Source organism: Micromonospora sp. NPDC005172, from assembly GCF_040608555.1.
In the GTDB taxonomy this organism is placed as follows: Bacteria; Actinomycetota; Actinomycetes; order Mycobacteriales; family Micromonosporaceae; genus Micromonospora.
This window is the reverse complement of the sequence record NZ_JBEXIL010000040.1, coordinates 39,493-58,576: the sequence shown is the minus strand read 5'-3', so window position 1 is coordinate 58,576 and position 19,084 is coordinate 39,493. Positions and strand designations below refer to the sequence as shown.

The following is a 19,084-nucleotide window of genomic DNA, read 5'->3' as shown; positions in this document are numbered from 1 at the left end:
ACGAGCGAGTCCGCCACCATCGACGCGCGCGGCCTGCGGTTCGCGGTGCGGTTGCGACCCGGGGAGCAGTGGGACACCCGCCTGCACGTGCTCATACTGCGGTCTGCGCTACTCTTGAACGTCGCCCCTGTCGCACCGCGCTGACCGTGCGCGACCCGAGAGCGGCGACGGCCGCATTTTCCCTGCTCCAAGCCCCAGGAAGTGACATGCCTCCGAAGAAGAAGCTCGTCAAGACGTTCACGCTTCAGCTGCCGGCGGGCCAGGCCACGCCGGCGCCGCCGGTCGGCCCCGCGCTCGGCCAGCACGGCGTGAACATCATGGAGTTCTGCAAGTCCTACAACGCGCAGACCGAGTCCCAGCGGGGCGACATCGTCCCCGCCGAGATCAGCGTGTACGAGGACCGGTCCTTCACCTTCGTGCTGAAGACCCCGCCCGCCGCCCGGCTGCTGATCAAGGCCGCCGGTGTGCAGAAGGGCTCCGGCGTCCCGCAGGCGGAGAAGGTCGGCTCGGTCAGCCGTGCCCAGCTGCGTGAGATCGCCGAGAAGAAGATGGCCGACCTCAACGCCAACGACCTGGACCAGGCCGAGAAGATCATCGCGGGCACCGCCCGGTCGATGGGCATCACCGTCAACGACTGACGTCGGCTTTCCGCCAACGGACCGATCGTGGGAGGGCACGCGCCGAGCGGCCCGCCAGAGACCACAGGAGTAATCAGCAATGCAGCGCAGCAAGAGCTACCGCAAGGCCGCCGACGTCATCGACCGGTCGAAGCTCTACACCCCCGCCGAGGCCGTGAAGCTGGCCAAGGAGACCACCAACGTCAAGTTCGACGCCACGGTCGAGGTCGCCATGCGCCTCGGCGTCGACCCCCGCAAGGCGGACCAGATGGTCCGCGGCGTGGTCAACCTGCCGCACGGCACCGGTAAGACCGCCCGCGTGATCGTCTTCGCCAGCGGCGCGAAGGCCGAAGAGGCCGCCGCGGCGGGTGCGGACGAGGTGGGCACCGACGAGCTGGTCGCCCGCATCCAGGGTGGTTGGCTCGACTTCGACGCGGCGATCGCCACGCCGGACCAGATGGCCAAGATCGGCCGGATCGCGCGGATCCTGGGCCCGCGCGGTCTCATGCCGAACCCGAAGACCGGCACGGTGACCATGGACGTCACCAAGGCGGTGCAGGACATCAAGGGCGGCAAGATCACCTTCCGGGTGGACAAGCACTCCAACCTGCACCTGATCATCGGCAAGGCCTCCTTCTCGGAGACCCAGCTGGTGGACAACTACGCTGCGGTGCTCGACGAGGTCCTGCGGGCCAAGCCGTCCGCGTCCAAGGGCAAGTACCTGCGCAAGGTCATCCTCACCACCACGATGGGTCCGGGCGTTCCGATCGACCCGAACCTGGTGAAGAACATCCGCGAGGACTCGGCCGACGCCTGAGAGTCGACAGCTCGCTCGTACCGGGGCGCCGCCACGATTGTGGCGGCGCCCCGGCGCGTCCGGGGTGTGGCAAGCTCGACCGCATGCGGCTGGAGAACGTCTGGTTGCGGTACCACCGGCGCGGTCCGTGGGTGCTGCGGGGCGTGGACGTGCGGATCGGCCCGGGTGAGGTCGCGGTCGTCCTCGGCCGCAACGGCGCGGGCAAGTCGACCCTGCTCCAGGTGGCCGCCGGGGTGCTGCGGCCGGGCCGGGGCCGGGTAGCCGACCGGCCGGTCCGGGTGGGCTGGGTGCCGGAGCGCTTCCCGGCCGACCAGCCCTTCACCGTGTCCCGCTATCTGACCGGCATGGCCCGCGCGGCCGGGCTCGGGCCGTCGGCCGCCGACGCGGCGGTGACGACCTGGACGCAGCGGCTCGGGCTGGGCGCGTTCAGTTCGGTGCGGCTTGCCGAGCTGTCCAAGGGCACCGCGCAGAAGGTGGGCCTCGCCCAGGCCATGCTGCGGGCACCGGGCCTGCTGGTGCTCGACGAGCCGTGGGAGGGCCTGGACGCCGCGACCCGCGAGCTGGTCCCCGAACTGATCGACGAGGTGCTCGCCGACGGTGGCACGGTCCTGGTCAGCGACCACCGGGGCGAGACGGTGCGGCTGCCGGCCGCGCGCCGTTGGTCGGTGGCCGCGGGGTCGCTGACCGAGGAGACCGCGCCGACCGACGAGGAGGCCATCGCGGTGGTCGAGGTCGCAGTGCCGGCCGCGCGGGTCGCCGGCACCGTCGCCCGCCTGCGGGCCGAGGGGCATCAGATTCTTCGGGTACGCGCCGACGCCTCCACCGCAGCACCCCAGGCGCAACGACCCACCCCGTCGACGTCGACGGCGCGACCGGGAGCGGCCGACGCGGTGGTCGAGCCGACCACGGGGGAGGGCCGGTGAGCGCCCTGGTGCGGATGCGCCTGGCCGGCTTCCTGCGTACCGGGCGAGCGTTGGCACCCCTGCTCGCGGGCCTGGTCGTACTCGGCACGCTCTACGGCGGCGGCCGGTCCCAGCCGGCGGAGGCGTACGGCGTCTCTGCCGTGGTGCTCTTCCCGGTGCTCGCGTGGCAGACCAAGATCCTGTTGGACATCGAGCCGGACGTACAGCGCCGGCTCGCCCAGGTGACCGTCGGGGTGGCCCGGGAGCGGCTGTCCGGCCTCCTGGCGGCCGGTGTGGCGGCGCTGGTCGCGGTGGCCGTCGCGCTGGCCTTTCCGTGGCTGGTGGGCGGGGTCACCGGCCCGGTCGAGCCGGGGGACCGGTCGGTGCTGGTCGGCGTCGCGCTGGGGTTGTGGGCGCACCTGCTCGCCGTACCCGCCGCTGTCGCTCTCGGCGCGCTGGCCAGCCGGGCGTCGGTGGGCGGTGCCGCGTACGGCGTCGCGGTGCTGGCGCTCGGCGGTGTCGGCGCGGTGGCGCTCGGCCTGCGCGGCTCGGTCGCGCCCTGGCTGGTACCGCCGATCATGGCGACCGCACGGACGACCGCGGGCGACGCCGCCGCGCTGACCCTGCTCGGGCTCACGGTCTGGGCGTTGGCGTGGAGCACGGCGGTCACCGTCGCCTACCTGTGGCGGCGCCGGGCCCAGGGTTGAGCGGCACCGGTGACGTGACCCGGCTCACCGGGGGCGATTTGGCGCTGGTGGTGCCGGCGCGTAGTCTTCAGGTGTCATCCGTGTTGTTGCGGATGGAGAACCACCCAGAGACCGCTGGTCACCGTGTTTTGGCACGGTCGAAGGTCCCGCGACATCGGGCGACCCGCGTAGGGCGGCAAGCGTAACTCGGCAGTGAGCATGGTCCGCCGACCATGACGATCCGCCGGCCCTCGCCCCGTGCGCCCTGCGCCGGGGCTTTTCGTTGTCGTGCTGCCTCCGCCCCCGCTTCGGCTTCGGCCGGTCGGGGACCAGCCTCGAGTAACGAGAGAGGAGGGACATGGCGGACAAGCCGATCCGAGCCGACAAGGCCACGGCCGTCGCTGAGCTGACCGAGAGCTTCCGCAGCGCGGGCGCCACCGTGCTGACCGAGTACCGCGGTCTGACGGTTTCCCAGCTCACCCAGCTGCGGCGCTCGCTCGGTGCCGAGACCAGCTACACGGTCGCGAAGAACACGCTGGCGAAGCGTGCCGCGACGGACGCGGGCATCACCGGCCTCGACGAGCTGTTCACCGGTCCTACCGCGCTGACTTTCGTTTCGGGCGACGTCGTCGAGGCGGCGAAGGGGCTTCGTGATTTCGCGAAGGCCAACCCGAAGCTCGTCATCAAGGGCGGTGTCTTCGAGGGCAAGGCCATTTCCGCGGCCGAGGTCACGAAGCTTGCCGACCTGGAGTCCCGCGAGGTGCTGCTGGCCAAGCTGGCCGGCGCGATGAAGGGCAACCTGAGCAAGGCCGCGGCCCTGTTCCAGGCCCCGCTCGCCAAGGCCGCCCGTGCGGCGGCCGCCCTGGCGGACAAGAAGCGCGAGCAGGAGGGCGCCGAGGCGGCCTGAGGCCCTCCCGGCGCACACGTTCTTACTTAACAGATTCAGGAAAGGACGCCAGACATGGCGAAGCTCAGCACTGACGAGCTGCTCGACGCGTTCAAGGAGATGACGCTGATCGAGCTCTCCGAGTTCGTGAAGCAGTTCGAGGACACCTTCGAGGTCACCGCTGCGGCTCCGGTCGCGGTCGCCCAGGGTGGCGGCGGCGGTGCCACCGCGGCTCCGGTCGAGGAGGAGAAGGACGAGTTCGACGTCATCCTCGAGGCTGACGGCGGCAAGAAGATCCAGGTCATCAAGGTCGTGCGTGAGCTGACCGGCCTGGGCCTCAAGGAGGCCAAGGACGCGGTCGAGTCCGCGCCGAAGGCCATCCTGGAGAAGGTCAACAAGGAGACCGCCGAGAAGGCGAAGACCAAGCTCGAGGGTGAGGGCGCCAAGGTCACCCTCAAGTGACCTGACGTTCCACAGGCGCGTACCCGGCTCGGTGAGCTGGGGCACGATCGCGTCGCGGCGGGCGGTGATCCGACACGGGTCACCGCCCGCCGTGTTTCGTGGATCCGGCGACAACCGTCCTGAGCTGGGCACCGATGGTCGTCGACGGGCCAGGAGGACGAGCGTCCGGATCGCCCTCAGGTGGGAAAGAACCGACGACCCGGATACCGGCCCTTGACGTGGCACCGGCCTGCCAGGCACGCTGACACCAGCAAGACACCGCGCTTGCGACGGCCACGATGTGGGTAATGGCAGCGACGGCACCATCGGTCGCGGTCACCCGAGCGGCCCAGTGGGGAGTTGCGTTCTGAGCGGCCCGGCAGACCCCGGTTCACGGGGGCCGAGGCGCGTTCCGCGAACGACCTGCGGGGTGGGCTGGACAGCGGTTAGCCTCTCGGCTACACTGCTAGTTTGCGCTGCCTTCCGACTTGACCCCTGCTCGGAAATGTCCGTTTACGGATAATTCTGGTGGGGTCATTGGAGTGCACGCGTACCAGCCGTTCTGCAGCACCGGTCCTCGGAAGGACGCATCTTGGCAGCTTCCCGCCCTGCGAAGACCAGTCGTACGTCGAGCGCATTCGCTCCCCGCCGAGTTTCATTCGGCAGGATCACCGAACACCTCGAGGTCCCCAACCTCCTTGCCATCCAGAACGAGTCCTTCGACTGGCTCGTCGGCAACGAGGCTTGGCAGGGCCGGTCGGCGGACGACCCGCACGCACGCTCGGGTCTCGCGGAGATCCTTGAAGAGATCAGTCCCATTGAGGACTTCTCCGGCACCATGTCACTCTCCTTCTCGGCGCCGCGCTTCGACGAGGTCAAGGCCTCGATCGAGGAGTGCAAGGAGAAGGACCTGACCTACTGCGCTCCGCTCTTCGTGACCGCGGAGTTCACCAACAACACCACTGGCGAGATCAAGAGCCAGACGGTGTTCATGGGTGACTTCCCGATGATGACGCCCAAGGGCACCTTCGTCATCAACGGCACCGAGCGCGTCGTGGTCAGCCAGCTCGTCCGGTCTCCGGGCGTGTACTTCGACAAGCAGCCGGACAAGACCTCCGACCGCGACCTCTCCAGCGTCAAGGTCATCCCGAGTCGGGGTGCCTGGCTGGAGTTCGACATCGACAAGCGCGACACGGTCGGCGTACGTATCGACCGTAAGCGCCGGCAGGCCGTCACGGTCCTGCTCAAGGCCATCGGATGGTCGGCCGAGCGGATCCGTGAGAAGTTCGGCTGGTCCGAGCTGATGATGACCACGCTCGAGAAGGACCACATCGCCGGCGCCGACGAGGCCCTGCTAGACATCTACCGCAAGCTGCGCCCTGGCGAGCCGCCGACGCGCGAGAACGCCCAGACCCTGCTCGACAACCTCTTCTTCAACCCGAAGAGGTACGACGTCGCCAAGGTCGGGCGCTACAAGTTCAACAAGAAGCTCGAAGTCAACGTGCCGATCACCACCGGCACGCTGACCGAGGACGACATCGTCGCCACCGTGGAGTACCTGTGCCGGCTGCACGCCGGTGAGGACAGCTACGAGGCCGACGACATCGACCACTTCGGCAACCGGCGCCTTCGTACCGTGGGCGAGCTGATCCAGAACCAGGTTCGGGTCGGCCTCTCCCGGATGGAGCGTGTCGTCCGCGAGCGGATGACCACGCAGGACGTCGAGGCGATCACGCCGCAGACCCTGATCAACATCCGCCCGGTGGTGGCGGCGATCAAGGAGTTCTTCGGTACGTCCCAGCTGTCCCAGTTCATGGACCAGACCAACCCGCTGGCGGGCCTGACCCACCGGCGTCGGCTGAGCGCGCTCGGCCCGGGTGGTCTGTCCCGGGAGCGGGCCGGCTTCGAGGTCCGCGACGTGCACCCGTCCCACTACGGCCGGATGTGCCCGATCGAGACGCCGGAAGGCCCGAACATCGGCCTGATCGGCGCGCTGTCCACCTTCGCCCGGGTCAACCCGTTCGGCTTCATCGAGACGCCGTACCGGAAGGTCGTCGAGGGTCGGGTCACCGACCAGATCGACTACCTGACCGCGGACGAGGAGGACCGGTTCGTCAAGGCCCAGGCCAACGCGCGCCTGAAGGCGGACGGCACGTTCGCCGAGGAGCGGGTGCTCTGCCGTCGTAAGGGCGGCGAGACCGAGGACGTCGTCCCCGGTGCCGTCGACTACATGGACGTCTCGCCCCGGCAGATGACCTCGGTCGCGACCGCCATGATCCCGTTCCTCGAGCACGACGACGCCAACCGGGCACTGATGGGCGCGAACATGCAGCGCCAGGCGGTGCCGCTGGTCAAGGCCGAGGCGCCGCTCGTGGGTACGGGCATGGAGTACCGGGCCGCGGTCGACGCTGGCGACGTGGTGGTCGCCGAGGTCGGCGGTGTGATCGAGGATCTCTGCGCCGACTACGTCACCATCCACCAGGATGACGGCCACCGCCGGACGTACCTGCTGCACAAGTTCCGCCGCTCCAACGCCGGCTCCTGCGTCAACCAGAAGCCGGTCGTCTTCGAGGGCGACCGCGTCGAGGCCGGTCAGGTCATCGCCGACGGTCCGTGCACCGACGAGGGCGAGATGGCACTCGGACGCAACCTGCTGGTGGCGTTCATGTGCTGGGAGGGTCACAACTACGAGGACGCGATCATCCTGTCGCAGCGCCTCGTGCAGCAGGACGTGCTCACCTCGATCCACATCGAGGAGCACGAGGTCGACGCCCGGGACACCAAGCTCGGTCCGGAGGAGATCACCCGCGACATCCCGAACGTCAGCGAGGAAATGCTCGCCGACCTCGACGAGCGCGGCATCATCCGGATCGGCGCCGAGGTCGTCCCCGGCGACATCCTGGTCGGCAAGGTCACGCCCAAGGGTGAGACCGAGCTGACCCCGGAGGAGCGGCTGCTCCGCGCGATCTTCGGTGAGAAGGCGCGTGAGGTTCGGGACACCTCGCTGAAGGTGCCGCACGGCGAGACCGGCACGGTCATCGGTGTGCGCACGTTCTCCCGCGAGGACGGCGACGAGTTGCCGCCGGGTGTCAACGAGCTGGTCCGGGTCTACGTCGCCCAGAAGCGCAAGATCCAGGACGGCGACAAGCTCGCCGGCCGGCACGGCAACAAGGGCGTCATCTCCAAGATCCTGCCGGTCGAGGACATGCCGTTCCTCGAGGACGGCACTCCGGTCGACATCGTGCTCAACCCGCTCGGTGTGCCGAGCCGGATGAACATCGGCCAGGTTTTGGAGACCCACCTCGGTTGGGTCGCCAAGACCGGTTGGAAGGTCGAGGGTGACGACGCCGAGTGGAAGCGCCAGCTCCGCTCGATCGACGCGCACGAGTCCGAGGGTGACACCAACGTGGCCACCCCGGTCTTCGACGGTGCCCGCGAGGAGGAGATCTCCGGTCTGCTCGAGTCGACCCTGCCCAACCGGGACGGCAAGCAGCTGATCGGTCGTACCGGTAAGGCGCAGCTGTTCGACGGTCGTTCCGGTGAGCCTCTGCCGGACCCGATCGCGGTCGGTTACGTCTACATCCTGAAGCTCAACCACCTGGTCGACGACAAGATCCACGCTCGGTCGACCGGCCCGTACTCGATGATCACGCAGCAGCCGCTGGGTGGTAAGGCGCAGTTCGGTGGTCAGCGTTTCGGTGAGATGGAGTGCTGGGCGATGCAGGCGTACGGCGCTGCCTACGCCCTGCAGGAGCTGCTCACGATCAAGTCCGACGACGTGCTCGGCCGGGTGAAGGTCTACGAGGCCATCGTCAAGGGCGAGAACATCCCGGAGCCGGGCATCCCGGAGTCGTTCAAGGTGCTGCTCAAGGAGCTGCAGTCGCTGTGCCTCAACGTTGAGGTGCTCTCCAGCGACGGTGTGGCCCTGGAGATGCGCGAGACCGACGACGAGGTGTTCCGGGCCGCGGAGGAGCTGGGCATCGACCTGTCCCGGCGCGAGCCGAGCTCGGTCGAAGAGGTGTAAGTGGTGCGGGTTGGGGGTCCTCCGGGGCCCCCAACCCTCGCCCGTGATCTAGCTGTAAAGACGACGACATAGGGGACATAGTGCTCGACGTCAACTTCTTCGACGAGCTGCGCATTGGTCTCGCCACGGCCGACGACATCCGTCAGTGGTCGCATGGCGAGGTCAAGAAGCCTGAGACGATCAACTACCGCACCCTGAAGCCGGAGAAGGACGGACTCTTCTGCGAGAAGATCTTCGGTCCGCAGCGGGACTGGGAGTGCTACTGCGGTAAGTACAAGCGCGTCCGGTTCAAGGGCATCATCTGCGAGCGCTGCGGCGTCGAGGTGACCCGCTCCAAGGTCCGTCGTGAGCGGATGGGGCACATCGAGCTCGCCGCTCCGGTGACCCACATCTGGTACTTCAAGGGCGTTCCGAGCCGGCTGGGCTACCTGCTGGACCTCGCCCCCAAGGACCTCGAGAAGATCATCTACTTCGCCTCGTACGTCGTGACGAGCGTGGACGCCGAGTCGCGTCACCGCGACCTCTCGACGATCGAGAACGAGATCCTCGCCGAGAAGCGGCAGTCCGAGAACAGCCGCGACTCGGAGATCGAGAAGCGGGCCGCCAAGCTCGAGGCCGACCTGGCCGAGCTGGAGGCCGAGGGTGCCAAGGCGGACGTCCGGCGCAAGGTCAAGGAGGGCGGAGAGCGCGAGATGCGCCAGATCCGCGACCGGGCCCAGCGCGAGATCGACCGCCTGGACGAGGTGCTGGACACCTTCCGCAAGCTGGAGCCGAAGCAGCTGGTCACCGACGAGCTGCTCTACCGCGAGCTGCGCGACCGGTTCGCTGAATACTTCACCGGCTCGATGGGTGCCGAGGCCATCAAGGCGCTGGTCCAGAACATGGACCTCGACGCGGAGGCCGAGAGCCTGCGCGAGACCATCCGGTCCGGTAAGGGCCAGCGGAAGATCCGGGCGCTCAAGCGGCTCAAGGTCGTCGCGGCGTTCCTGAACACCCGCAACTCGCCACTCGGCATGGTGCTGGACTGCGTTCCGGTCATCCCGCCGGACCTGCGCCCGATGGTGCAGCTCGACGGCGGCCGGTTCGCGACCTCGGACCTCAACGACCTGTACCGCCGCGTGATCAACCGGAACAACCGCCTCAAGCGACTGATCGACCTCGGTGCTCCCGAGATCATCGTCAACAACGAGAAGCGGATGCTCCAGGAGGCCGTCGACGCGCTGTTCGACAACGGCCGTCGCGGCCGGCCGGTCACCGGTCCGGGTAACCGTCCGCTCAAGTCGCTGTCCGACATGCTCAAGGGCAAGCAGGGCCGGTTCCGCCAGAACCTGCTGGGCAAGCGCGTCGACTACTCCGGCCGTTCGGTCATCGTGGTCGGCCCGAAGCTCAAACTGCACCAGTGCGGTCTGCCCAAGCAGATGGCGCTGGAGCTGTTCAAGCCGTTCGTGATGAAGCGGCTGGTGGACCTCAACCACGCGCAGAACATCAAGTCCGCCAAGCGGATGGTCGAGCGTCAGCGCCCGGTCGTGTGGGACGTGCTGGAAGAGGTCATCGGCGAGCACCCGGTGCTGCTCAACCGGGCGCCGACCCTGCACCGCCTGGGCATCCAGGCCTTCGAGCCGCAGCTGGTCGAGGGCAAGGCCATCCAGATCCACCCGCTGGTCTGCACCGCGTTCAACGCCGACTTCGACGGTGACCAGATGGCGGTGCACGTGCCGCTGTCCGCCGAGGCGCAGGCCGAGGCGCGGATCCTGATGCTGTCGTCGAACAACATCCTCAAGCCGGCCGACGGCAAGCCGGTCACCATGCCCACCCAGGACATGGTCATCGGTCTGTACTACCTCACCCACCTCACCCCCGGTGAGAAGGGCGAGGGCCGGGTGTTCAGCTCGGACGCCGAGGCGCAGATGGCCTTCGACAACGGTGAGCTGGGCCTGCAGGCGCCGGTGAAGATCCGCCTGCGTGGCGTGGTCGGCGTCGACAACGGCTCTGGCGCCGAGGCGTGGACCGCCCCGGAGGGCTGGGTCGAGGGTGACCCGCTGACCGTGGAGACCACCCTGGGCCGGGTGCTGTTCAACGAGACGCTGCCGCAGGGCTACCGCTTCGTGAACTACGAGATCCGCAAGGGTCAGCTCTCCGCGATCGTCAACGACCTCGCCGAGCGCTTCCCCAAGGTGGCGCTGGCCGCCACCCTGGACGGGCTCAAGGAGGCCGGTTTCCACTGGGCCACCTGGTCCGGCGTGACGATCGGCATGGAGGACGTCATCGCTCCGCCGCGCAAGGCGGAGATCCTGGCGAAGTACGAGAAGGAAGCCGACCGGATCGACAAGCAGTACCAGCGTGGTCTGATGACCGCCGAGGAGCGTCGCGGCGAGCTCATCGAGATCTGGACCAAGGCGACCAACGAGGTCGCCAAGGAGATGGACACCGCGCTGCCGCAGGAGAACCCCCTGTGGGTAATGATCAACTCGGGTGCTCGCGGTAACCTGCTCCAGCTCCGGCAGATCGCGGCGATCCGTGGTCTGGTGGCCAACCCGAAGGGCGAGATCATCCCGCGGCCGATCAAGGCCAGCTACCGGGAGGGTCTGTCCGTGCTGGAGTACTTCATCTCCACGCACGGTGCCCGTAAGGGTCTCGCCGACACCGCGTTGCGGACCGCCGACTCGGGTTACCTGACCCGTCGTCTGGTGGACGTCTCCCAGGACGTGATCATCCGCGAGGAGGACTGCGGCACCGACCGGGCAATCCCGATGCAGATCGGCGAGAAGCTCGACGGCAAGCTCGTCGTCCACACCCACGCCGAGACCAGCGTGCACGCCCGGACCCTGGCCGACGACATCAAGGGGCCGGACGGCACCGTGGTGGCCGAGCGCGGCCAGGACATCAACTCCATTGGGGTCGACAAGATCGTCGCCGCTGGTGTGGAGACGGTCCGGGTGCGCAGCGTGCTCACCTGCGAGTCGAAGCTGGGCGTCTGCGCGGCCTGCTACGGCCGTTCGCTGCCGACCGGCAAGTCGGTCGACATCGGTGAGGCCGTCGGCATCATCGCTGCCCAGTCCATCGGTGAGCCGGGTACGCAGCTGACGATGCGTACCTTCCACACCGGTGGTGTCGCGGGTGAGGACATCACCCAGGGTCTGCCGCGTGTGCAGGAAATCTTCGAGGCCCGGGTCCCGAAGGGTAAGGCGCCCATCGCCGACACCCCCGGTCGGATCCGCATCGAGGACGGCGAGCGCTCGCGGAAGATCATCGTGGTGCCGGACGACGGCAGCGAAGAGATCGTCTACGACAAGATCTCCAAGCGCGTCAAGCTCCGGACCCACGACGGCGGCCACGTCGCGGTCGGCGAGAAGCTGACCGAGGGCACCATCGACCCGCACGAGCTGCTGCGGATCATGGGTCCGCGGGCGGTCCAGGTCCACCTGACCAGTGAGGTCCAGGAGGTCTACCGCTCGCAGGGTGTGCTCATCCACGACAAGCACATCGAGATCATCATCCGCCAGATGCTCAAGCGGGTGACGGTCATCGACTCCGGCTCGACCGAGTTCCTGCCGGGCGTGCTGGTCGACCGGGCGCTGTTCGAGTCGGAGAACCGCCGACTCGTGTCGGAGGGTGGCGAGCCCGCCGCCGGCCGTCCGGTGCTGATGGGTATCACCAAGGCCTCGTTGGCCACCGACTCCTGGCTCTCCGCGGCCTCCTTCCAGGAGACCACGCGGGTGCTGACCGACGCTGCGATCAACTCGCGCAGCGACTCGCTGGTCGGCCTCAAGGAGAACGTGATCATCGGTAAGCTCATCCCGGCCGGTACGGGCATCAGCAAGTACCGCAACGTCCGGGTCGAGCCGACCGAGGAGGCCAAGGCCAAGGTCTACTCGATGACCGGTTACCCGGAGACCGACTACGGGTTCGGGCCGGCCAGTGGGCAGGCTGTGCCGCTGGACGACTTCGACTTCGGGTCGTACCGCTAAAGCACCGATACCGACGAGGCCCCCGGCAGCCGCCGGGGGCCTCGTCGTGTGCGGACCGCCCTGGCAGCGGTCCGGGTTGGGCATGATGGAGACATGACGACCGCATCCGGGCAGGTGTCCGTCGCCTCTTCGGGCCTGCGCCACCCGCTCGACCCGGACCCGGCCCGTGCCACCAAGGCGCGGGCGGTCTTCGCGCTGGGGCTGCTCGGCATGCTGACCGGGCTGTTCATCGGTGGGGTGGTACCCGCGACGGTGGCGCTCCAACTGGCTCGGCAGGCCCGGCGGGAGGCGTACGCCTCGGGGGGTTTCCTGACCGGAAGCGTCTGGCTGCGACGGGGGGAGCGGCTGGCCTGGACCGGTCTCGTGCTGGTCGCGGTCAGCGTGGTCGTCGTCGTGGTGATCGGCGTGGTCCGGCTGGCCGGCGCGCCGTTGGGCCACGACTACCCGGCGAACATGGACTGACCATCCGGCGACCGCGCCCGGCGCGGACGGCGCCGTCTCCGGCGGTAGCCTGGCCGGTGTCCGCCGCGCGCGCTGGCGGCCCTCTCGACAGGAGAATTTCGTGACGGAACCGGCGCGGCCCCCGGCGGACGAACCAGCCGGGCATCCTGGCGAGCCGGCTCCGGACGCGGCTTCCCGCACGCCGGCTCCGGACGCGACTCCCTCTGCGCCGGCTCCGGATGCGCCGTCGTCCGTGCCGGTGTCAGGCGCGGCGTCCTCCGAGCCGATCTCGGACGCGGCTTCCTCCGCGCCGGCTTCCTCCGCGCCGGCTTCGTCGGCCGGTAGTGCGTGGGTGCAACCCGAAGCGGGTGGGCAGGCGGCCCCGAGCGTGGGCGACCCCGACCCGGGTGCACCGCCCTCGGGATGGGGTCCGCCGCCCTCGCCGGCGTGGGGTCCGCCCACGGCCCAGTGGGGCGGGGTCTATCCGCCCGGTTACGGGCAGCCCCATCCCGCCCCCGGAACACCGCCGCCGTACGGCTGGGCCCAGCCACCGTCGCAACCGGCCGTGCCGCACGGCTGGGGCCAGCCGTGGTCGGGGCCCGGTGCGCCCGCCGGTTGGGGGCACCCGCCGTCGCAGCCTGCCGTGCCGCACGGCTGGGGCCCGCCGTCGTCCGGGCCGGGCACGCCCGGCGCCTGGGGGCAGCCGGCGCCGGGGCAGTTCCCGGGTTGGGGTACGGCCGTGGCGCGGCCGGTGCCGCCGCCCACCGACGATCAGCGGCGGCCGCCGAAGCGGGTGGAATCGGTGCCCGGCACCCCGTTCGGCGTGGTGCACCTGGACGTGCCGCCGGTCACCGCCGGGTTGGCTACCGGGTCGCTGGTGGCCGGCATCGCCTCGATCCTGGTCTCGCTGCTGGTGATCTGCATCGGTGTGGCCTTCGGGGCCGACGGTGGTGTGTGGGTCTCCGGTGCCTTCACGGTGCTGGGGGTGCTGGCGGGGGTGGCGGCGATCGTCACCGGCCTGCTCGGTCGGCGGCAGATCCGCCGGCCGGCTGCCCCGTCGGGGGTGCGGTTCACCGGCCGAGGGCTCGCGGTGGCCGGCATCAGCTGTGGCGCGGCGGGCGCGCTGCTCAGCCTGTTGGGTCTGGGGCTGGGGTTGCTGATCAGCCTGACGTGACTTCGGGCCACCGGGCCGCAGCCATGGCGCCGGTGGGGGCGTGGGGCCCTGGGTGCCTGCCCGGGGGCGACGGGTGCTTCGGTGGGGAAGCCGGTACACTTGTATCGGTAGGTGCCCATCGCGGGCGACGAGGCGGGACGCGATCCGGCCGGCGAGTGTGAGACGTTCGCCGACCCATTCCGTTTTGACCTGGGCGGCTGTGGTAGGTACTCTTTCCCCTTGTGCCCGGGCGTGCCCGGGCAACTCGTGCGTGCGCTGGTTCCGGAGTCCGGACGGCGGCACGACAAGCCAAAGATCCGGAGCGGGGCGATCCGCGTGCCGGTGACAGAAATCCGGTACGCCCGCGACAGCGTCCGTACCGGAACCGTGAGTTGGGCGACACGCCCGACCGCGGGTGCCGGGGCCTCCGCAAGGTGACCCTGGCTGGAATGTAGGAGAGCCGGTCATCAGGCCGGCTAACGAGCAGACGGCGCGGCCGCAGACAGCGGCCGAAGGGAGCGGAGAAACCCGGTGCCCACCATTCAGCAGCTGGTCCGAAAGGGCCGTCAGGCCAAGACGACCAAGACCAAGACCCCTGCGCTCAAGGGGTCTCCCCAGCGGCGCGGCGTGTGTACCCGCGTGTACACCACCACCCCGAAGAAGCCGAACTCGGCGCTGCGCAAGGTCGCTCGTGTCAAGCTCAGCAGCCAGATCGAGGTAACCGCGTACATCCCGGGTGTCGGCCACAACCTGCAGGAGCACTCGATCGTGCTCGTGCGTGGCGGCCGCGTGAAGGACCTCCCCGGCGTGCGTTACAAGATCGTCCGCGGCTCGCTGGACACCCAGGGTGTCCGCAACCGCAAGCAGGCGCGCAGCCGTTACGGCGCGAAGAAGGAGAAGAGCTGACATGCCGCGTAAGGGACCCGCTCCGCGGCGGCCACTGGTCGCTGACCCGGTGTACAACTCGCCGCTGGTCACCCAGCTGGTGAACAAGATCCTGCTGCGCGGCAAGCGTCAGCTCGCCGAGACCATCGTGTACGCGGCCCTCGAGGGCTGCCGCGAGAAGTCCGGCACCGACCCGGTCGTCACCCTCAAGCGGGCGATGGACAACGTCAAGCCGACCCTCGAGGTGCGCAGCCGTCGAGTCGGTGGCGCCACCTACCAGGTTCCGGTCGAGGTCCGTCCCACCCGGGCGACCACCCTGGGCCTGCGCTGGCTGGTGACCTACTCCCGCGCCCGCCGCGAGAAGACCATGGTCGAGCGGCTGATGAACGAGCTGCTGGACGCGAGCAACGGCCTCGGTGCCGCCGTCAAGCGGCGCGAGGACACGCACAAGATGGCCGAGTCCAACAAGGCCTTCGCGCACTACCGCTGGTAACACCTGAGGTTCCGGCGTCCCCCGGGCGCCGGAACCGCCACCAGTTGAGTCGAGACGACGATAAGTAGGGATTGAAGTGGCCGCCGCAGACGCGCTCGCCAACGTACGCAACATCGGCATCATGGCGCACATCGATGCCGGTAAGACCACGACCACCGAGCGAATCCTGTTCTACACCGGCATCACGTACAAGATCGGTGAGGTCCACGAGGGCGCCGCCGTCATGGACTGGATGGAGCAGGAGCAGGAGCGTGGTATCACCATCACCTCCGCTGCCACCAAGTGTGAGTGGAAGGGCCACACGATCCAGATCATCGACACGCCTGGCCACGTCGACTTCACGGTCGAGGTCGAGCGGTCGTTGCGGGTCCTGGATGGTGCGGTCGCGGTCTACGACGGTGTCGCTGGCGTGGAGCCGCAGACCGAGAACGTCTGGCGGCAGGCCGACAAGTACAACGTCCCGCGGATGTGCTTCGTCAACAAGCTCGACCGGACCGGCGCCGACTTCTTCCGCTGCGTGCAGATGATGATCGACCGGCTGAACGCCACCCCGCTGGTGCTCCAGATCCCGATCGGGCTCGAGGGCGACCACATCGGTGTCGTCGACCTGATCGGCATGCGCGCCCTCACCTGGCGCGGGGAGACCCAGAAGGGTGACGACTACGCGATCGAGGAGATCCCGGCCGACCTGGCCGACTCCGCGGCCGAGTGGCGCGAGAAGCTGATGGAGACCCTCGCCGACGTCGACGACTCGGTGATGGAGAAGTACCTGGAGGGCGAGGAAATCTCCGTCGAGGAGATCAAGGCCGCCATCCGGCGTGCCACCATCGCCGGCAAGGCCAACCCGGTGCTGTGCGGCTCGGCGTTCAAGAACAAGGGCGTCCAGCCCATGCTCGACGCCGTGGTCGACTTCCTGCCGTCGCCGCTGGACGTCCCGGCGATCGAGGGTACGGCCACCGACGGTGAGACCCCGCTGCTGCGCAAGCCGTCCAACTCGGAGCCCTTCTCCGGTCTGGCCTTCAAGATCCAGACGGACAAGCACCTCGGCAAGCTCACCTACGTGCGCGTCTACTCCGGCACGCTCGACTCCGGCTCCCAGGTGGTCAACTCCACCAAGGACCGCAAGGAGCGGATCGGCAAGATCTACCAGATGCACGCCAACAAGCGTGAAGAGCGTCCGTCGGCGCAGGCCGGCGACATCATCGCCGTGCAGGGTCTCAAGCAGACCACCACCGGCGACACGCTCTCGGACCCGGCGAACCCGGTCATCCTTGAGTCGATGACCTTCCCGGAGCCGGTCATCTCGGTGGCGATCGAGCCGAAGACCAAGTCCGACCAGGAGAAGCTGGGCACGGCCATCCAGCGCCTGGCCGAGGAGGACCCGACCTTCCGCGTCCAGCTGGACGAGGAGACCGGTCAGACGGTCATCTCCGGCATGGGTGAGCTGCACCTGGACATCCTGGTCGACCGGATGCGCCGCGAGTTCAACGTCGAGGCCAACGTCGGCAAGCCGCAGGTGGCGTACCGCGAGACCATCCGCCGCAAGGTGGACAAGGTCGAGTACACCCACAAGAAGCAGACCGGTGGTTCCGGCCAGTACGCCCGCGTCATCGTGAGCGTTGAGCCGCTGCCGCTGGACAACGACTCGCCGACCTACGAGTTCGCCAACGCCGTCAGCGGTGGTCGCATCCCGCGGGAGTTCATCCCGTCGGTCGACGCCGGTGCGCAGGACGCCATGCAGTACGGCATCCTCGCGGGCTTCCCGCTCGTCGGTGTGAAGCTGACGCTGCTGGACGGTCAGTACCACGAGGTCGACTCGTCGGAAATGGCATTCAAGATCGCCGGCTCGATGGTGATGAAGGACGCGGCCCGCAAGGCCGACCCCGCGTTGCTCGAGCCGATGATGGCCGTTGAGGTCACCACTCCTGAGGAGAACATGGGTGACGTCATCGGCGACCTCAACTCCCGCCGCGGCATCATCCAGGCGATGGAGGAGCGCAGCGGCGCCCGCATCGTGAGGGCTCTGGTGCCGTTGTCGGAGATGTTCGGCTACGTCGGCGACCTGCGGTCGAAGACCCAGGGCCGGGCTAGCTACAGCATGCAGTTCGACTCCTACGCCGAGGTTCCGCAGAGCGTCGCGAAGGAGATCATCGCAAAGGCGACGGGCGAGTAACTTCCCCGAGCAGGTGATTCGTGGTCGGTCGCGGGTGGTTTCCCCGCCCGCGGCCACCACGATCGGATCGCGTGAGACCGGGCCTGTAGGCTTCATCGCCGCAGAACCCACAAAAGCCCCCCGGCCGTCAGGCCGGAAAGGCTGTCGACAGAGTCCTAAGCGCCGACCTGGCGTGCCGGGGCGAATGAACCAGTAAGTCCACAGGAGGACACCAGTGGCGAAGGCTAAGTTCGAGCGGACTAAGCCGCACGTCAACATCGGCACCATTGGTCACATCGACCACGGTAAGACGACGCTGACGGCGGCCATCACCAAGGTCCTGCACGACCAGTACCCCGACCTGAACCCCTACACGCCGTTCGACGAGATCGACAAGGCGCCGGAGGAGAAGGCCCGCGGTATCACGATCTCGATCGCGCACGTCGAGTACCAGACCGAGTCGCGGCACTACGCGCACGTGGACTGCCCCGGCCACGCGGACTACATCAAGAACATGATCACCGGTGCCGCGCAGATGGACGGCGCGATCCTGGTGGTCGCGGCGACCGACGGCCCGATGCCGCAGACCCGTGAGCACGTGCTGCTCGCGCGTCAGGTTGGCGTGCCGTACATCGTCGTGGCGCTCAACAAGAGCGACATGGTCGACGACGAGGAGCTCCTGGAGCTCGTCGAGCTCGAGGTCCGCGAGCTCCTCTCCTCGCAGGAGTACCCGGGTGACGACCTGCCGGTCGTCCGGGTTTCGGCGCTGAAGGCCCTCGAGGGTGACCCCGAGTGGACCGGCAAGCTGCTGGACCTGATGACCGCTGTCGACACCTCGATCCCGCAGCCGGAGCGCGAGGTCGACAAGCCGTTCCTGATGCCGGTCGAGGACGTCTTCACGATCACCGGTCGTGGCACCGTCGTCACCGGTCGCGTGGAGCGCGGCGTTCTCCTGCCGAACGAGGATGTTGAGCTCGTCGGTATCAAGGAGAAGAGCTTCAAGACCAAGGTCACCGCGATCGAGATGTTCCGCAAGACCCTGGACGACGCCCGCGCAGGCGAGAACGTCGGCCTGCTGCTGCGTGGCACCAAGCGCGACGAGGTCGAGCGCGGCATGGTCGTCGTGAAGCCGGGCTCGAACACCCCGCACACGGAGTTCGAGGCGACGGTCTACATCCTCTCCAAGGAGGAGGGTGGCCGCCACACCCCGTTCTTCCAGAACTACCGTCCGCAGTTCTACTTCCGGACCACGGACGTCACCGGTGTCGTCACCCTCCCCGAGGGCACCGAGATGGTCATGCCGGGTGACAACACCACCATGTCGGTGAAGCTGATCCAGCCCATCGCCATGGAGGAGAACCTCAAGTTCGCGATCCGCGAGGGTGGCCGCACCGTCGGCGCCGGGTTCGTCACCAAGATCCAGAAGTGACCTGGGTAACCCCGATTAGACCCGCCGCCGGTCGTGCGGCATACTAGTCAGGTTGCGTAACGACAGATCGTCGCCTGTGTTCGGCTTGCGCTGAACCTCCGGGTGGCGGGACAGTCGAGCGTAGGGTGGTTGGCGGCCCAGTCGCCAACCACCCTCGCACGGCGTTCAGGTCGCGGTAGTGCGATCGGCG

General features: G+C 68.4%; 14 protein-coding genes. All 14 read left to right on the top strand.

The features are described from left to right. Window positions 1-206 precede the first annotated feature (206 nt). Complete coding sequence (gene rplK, locus ABZV06_RS24190) at window positions 207-638, top strand: 50S ribosomal protein L11 (protein WP_203174332.1); 432 nt, start codon at window positions 207-209, stop codon at window positions 636-638. Window positions 639-717: 79 nt separating this feature from the next. Further along, complete coding sequence (rplA, locus tag ABZV06_RS24185; RefSeq protein ID WP_355242194.1) at window positions 718-1,434, top strand: 50S ribosomal protein L1; 717 nt, start codon at window positions 718-720, stop codon at window positions 1,432-1,434. An 83-nt stretch (window positions 1,435-1,517) separates the two neighbouring features. Continuing rightward, window positions 1,518-2,357: an ABC transporter ATP-binding protein gene (locus ABZV06_RS24180; RefSeq protein ID WP_355624349.1), complete on the top strand. Its 840-nt coding sequence runs from the start codon at window positions 1,518-1,520 to the stop codon at window positions 2,355-2,357. Continuing rightward, on the top strand, window positions 2,354-3,043 hold the full coding sequence (locus tag ABZV06_RS24175) for a hypothetical protein (RefSeq protein ID WP_355242188.1): 690 nt from the start codon (window positions 2,354-2,356) through the stop codon (window positions 3,041-3,043). Before ABZV06_RS24180 ends, ABZV06_RS24175 begins: the two co-directional genes overlap by 4 nt. Before the next feature lie 337 nt (window positions 3,044-3,380). Next, complete coding sequence (rplJ, locus tag ABZV06_RS24170) at window positions 3,381-3,929, top strand: 50S ribosomal protein L10 (protein ID WP_355242184.1); 549 nt, start codon at window positions 3,381-3,383, stop codon at window positions 3,927-3,929. 54 nt (window positions 3,930-3,983) lie between these two features. Further along, window positions 3,984-4,370: a 50S ribosomal protein L7/L12 gene (rplL, locus tag ABZV06_RS24165; protein WP_355624346.1), complete on the top strand. Its 387-nt coding sequence runs from the start codon at window positions 3,984-3,986 to the stop codon at window positions 4,368-4,370. 571 nt (window positions 4,371-4,941) lie between these two features. Continuing rightward, on the top strand, window positions 4,942-8,373 hold the full coding sequence (locus tag ABZV06_RS24160) for a DNA-directed RNA polymerase subunit beta (RefSeq protein WP_355242178.1): 3,432 nt from the start codon (window positions 4,942-4,944) through the stop codon (window positions 8,371-8,373). An 80-nt stretch (window positions 8,374-8,453) separates the two neighbouring features. Next, complete coding sequence (locus tag ABZV06_RS24155; protein WP_355242175.1) at window positions 8,454-12,341, top strand: DNA-directed RNA polymerase subunit beta'; 3,888 nt, start codon at window positions 8,454-8,456, stop codon at window positions 12,339-12,341. Between the two features lie 93 nt (window positions 12,342-12,434). Next, complete coding sequence (locus tag ABZV06_RS24150; RefSeq protein WP_355242172.1) at window positions 12,435-12,803, top strand: hypothetical protein; 369 nt, start codon at window positions 12,435-12,437, stop codon at window positions 12,801-12,803. Window positions 12,804-13,575: 772 nt separating this feature from the next. Beyond that, window positions 13,576-13,956, top strand: coding sequence for a hypothetical protein (locus ABZV06_RS24145; protein ID WP_355242360.1), 381 nt, complete (start codon window positions 13,576-13,578; stop codon window positions 13,954-13,956). A gap of 510 nt (window positions 13,957-14,466) precedes the next feature. Next, window positions 14,467-14,841 carry a 30S ribosomal protein S12 gene (gene rpsL / locus ABZV06_RS24140; RefSeq protein WP_007465318.1) on the top strand — a complete coding sequence of 125 codons (375 nt, stop codon included), beginning with the start codon at window positions 14,467-14,469 and terminating at the stop codon, window positions 14,839-14,841. Window position 14,842: 1 nt separating this feature from the next. Next, window positions 14,843-15,313 (top strand): 30S ribosomal protein S7, encoded by a 471-nt coding sequence (gene rpsG, locus ABZV06_RS24135; protein WP_030489583.1) that lies wholly within the window; start codon window positions 14,843-14,845, stop codon window positions 15,311-15,313. Between the two features lie 76 nt (window positions 15,314-15,389). Continuing rightward, entirely contained in the window at window positions 15,390-17,486 is a 2,097-nt protein-coding gene (gene fusA / locus ABZV06_RS24130) for an elongation factor G (protein WP_355242168.1), read from the top strand. Window positions 17,487-17,700: 214 nt separating this feature from the next. Beyond that, window positions 17,701-18,894: an elongation factor Tu gene (gene tuf / locus ABZV06_RS24125; RefSeq protein WP_355242165.1), complete on the top strand. Its 1,194-nt coding sequence runs from the start codon at window positions 17,701-17,703 to the stop codon at window positions 18,892-18,894. Window positions 18,895-19,084 lie beyond the last annotated feature (190 nt).

What these genes read in the sequence shown, in the direction of transcription:
- rplA (WP_355242194.1), top strand. Translation starts at nt 718, where the DNA reads ATGCAGCGCAGCAAGAGCTACCGCAAGGCCGCCGACGTCATCGACCGG.
- rpsG (WP_030489583.1), top strand. Translation starts at nt 14,843, where the DNA reads ATGCCGCGTAAGGGACCCGCTCCGCGGCGGCCACTGGTCGCTGACCCG.
- rplL (WP_355624346.1), top strand. Translation starts at nt 3,984, where the DNA reads ATGGCGAAGCTCAGCACTGACGAGCTGCTCGACGCGTTCAAGGAGATG.
- ABZV06_RS24150 (WP_355242172.1), top strand. Translation starts at nt 12,435, where the DNA reads ATGACGACCGCATCCGGGCAGGTGTCCGTCGCCTCTTCGGGCCTGCGC.
- rplK (WP_203174332.1), top strand. Translation starts at nt 207, where the DNA reads ATGCCTCCGAAGAAGAAGCTCGTCAAGACGTTCACGCTTCAGCTGCCG.
- rplJ (WP_355242184.1), top strand. Translation starts at nt 3,381, where the DNA reads ATGGCGGACAAGCCGATCCGAGCCGACAAGGCCACGGCCGTCGCTGAG.
- ABZV06_RS24180 (WP_355624349.1), top strand. Translation starts at nt 1,518, where the DNA reads ATGCGGCTGGAGAACGTCTGGTTGCGGTACCACCGGCGCGGTCCGTGG.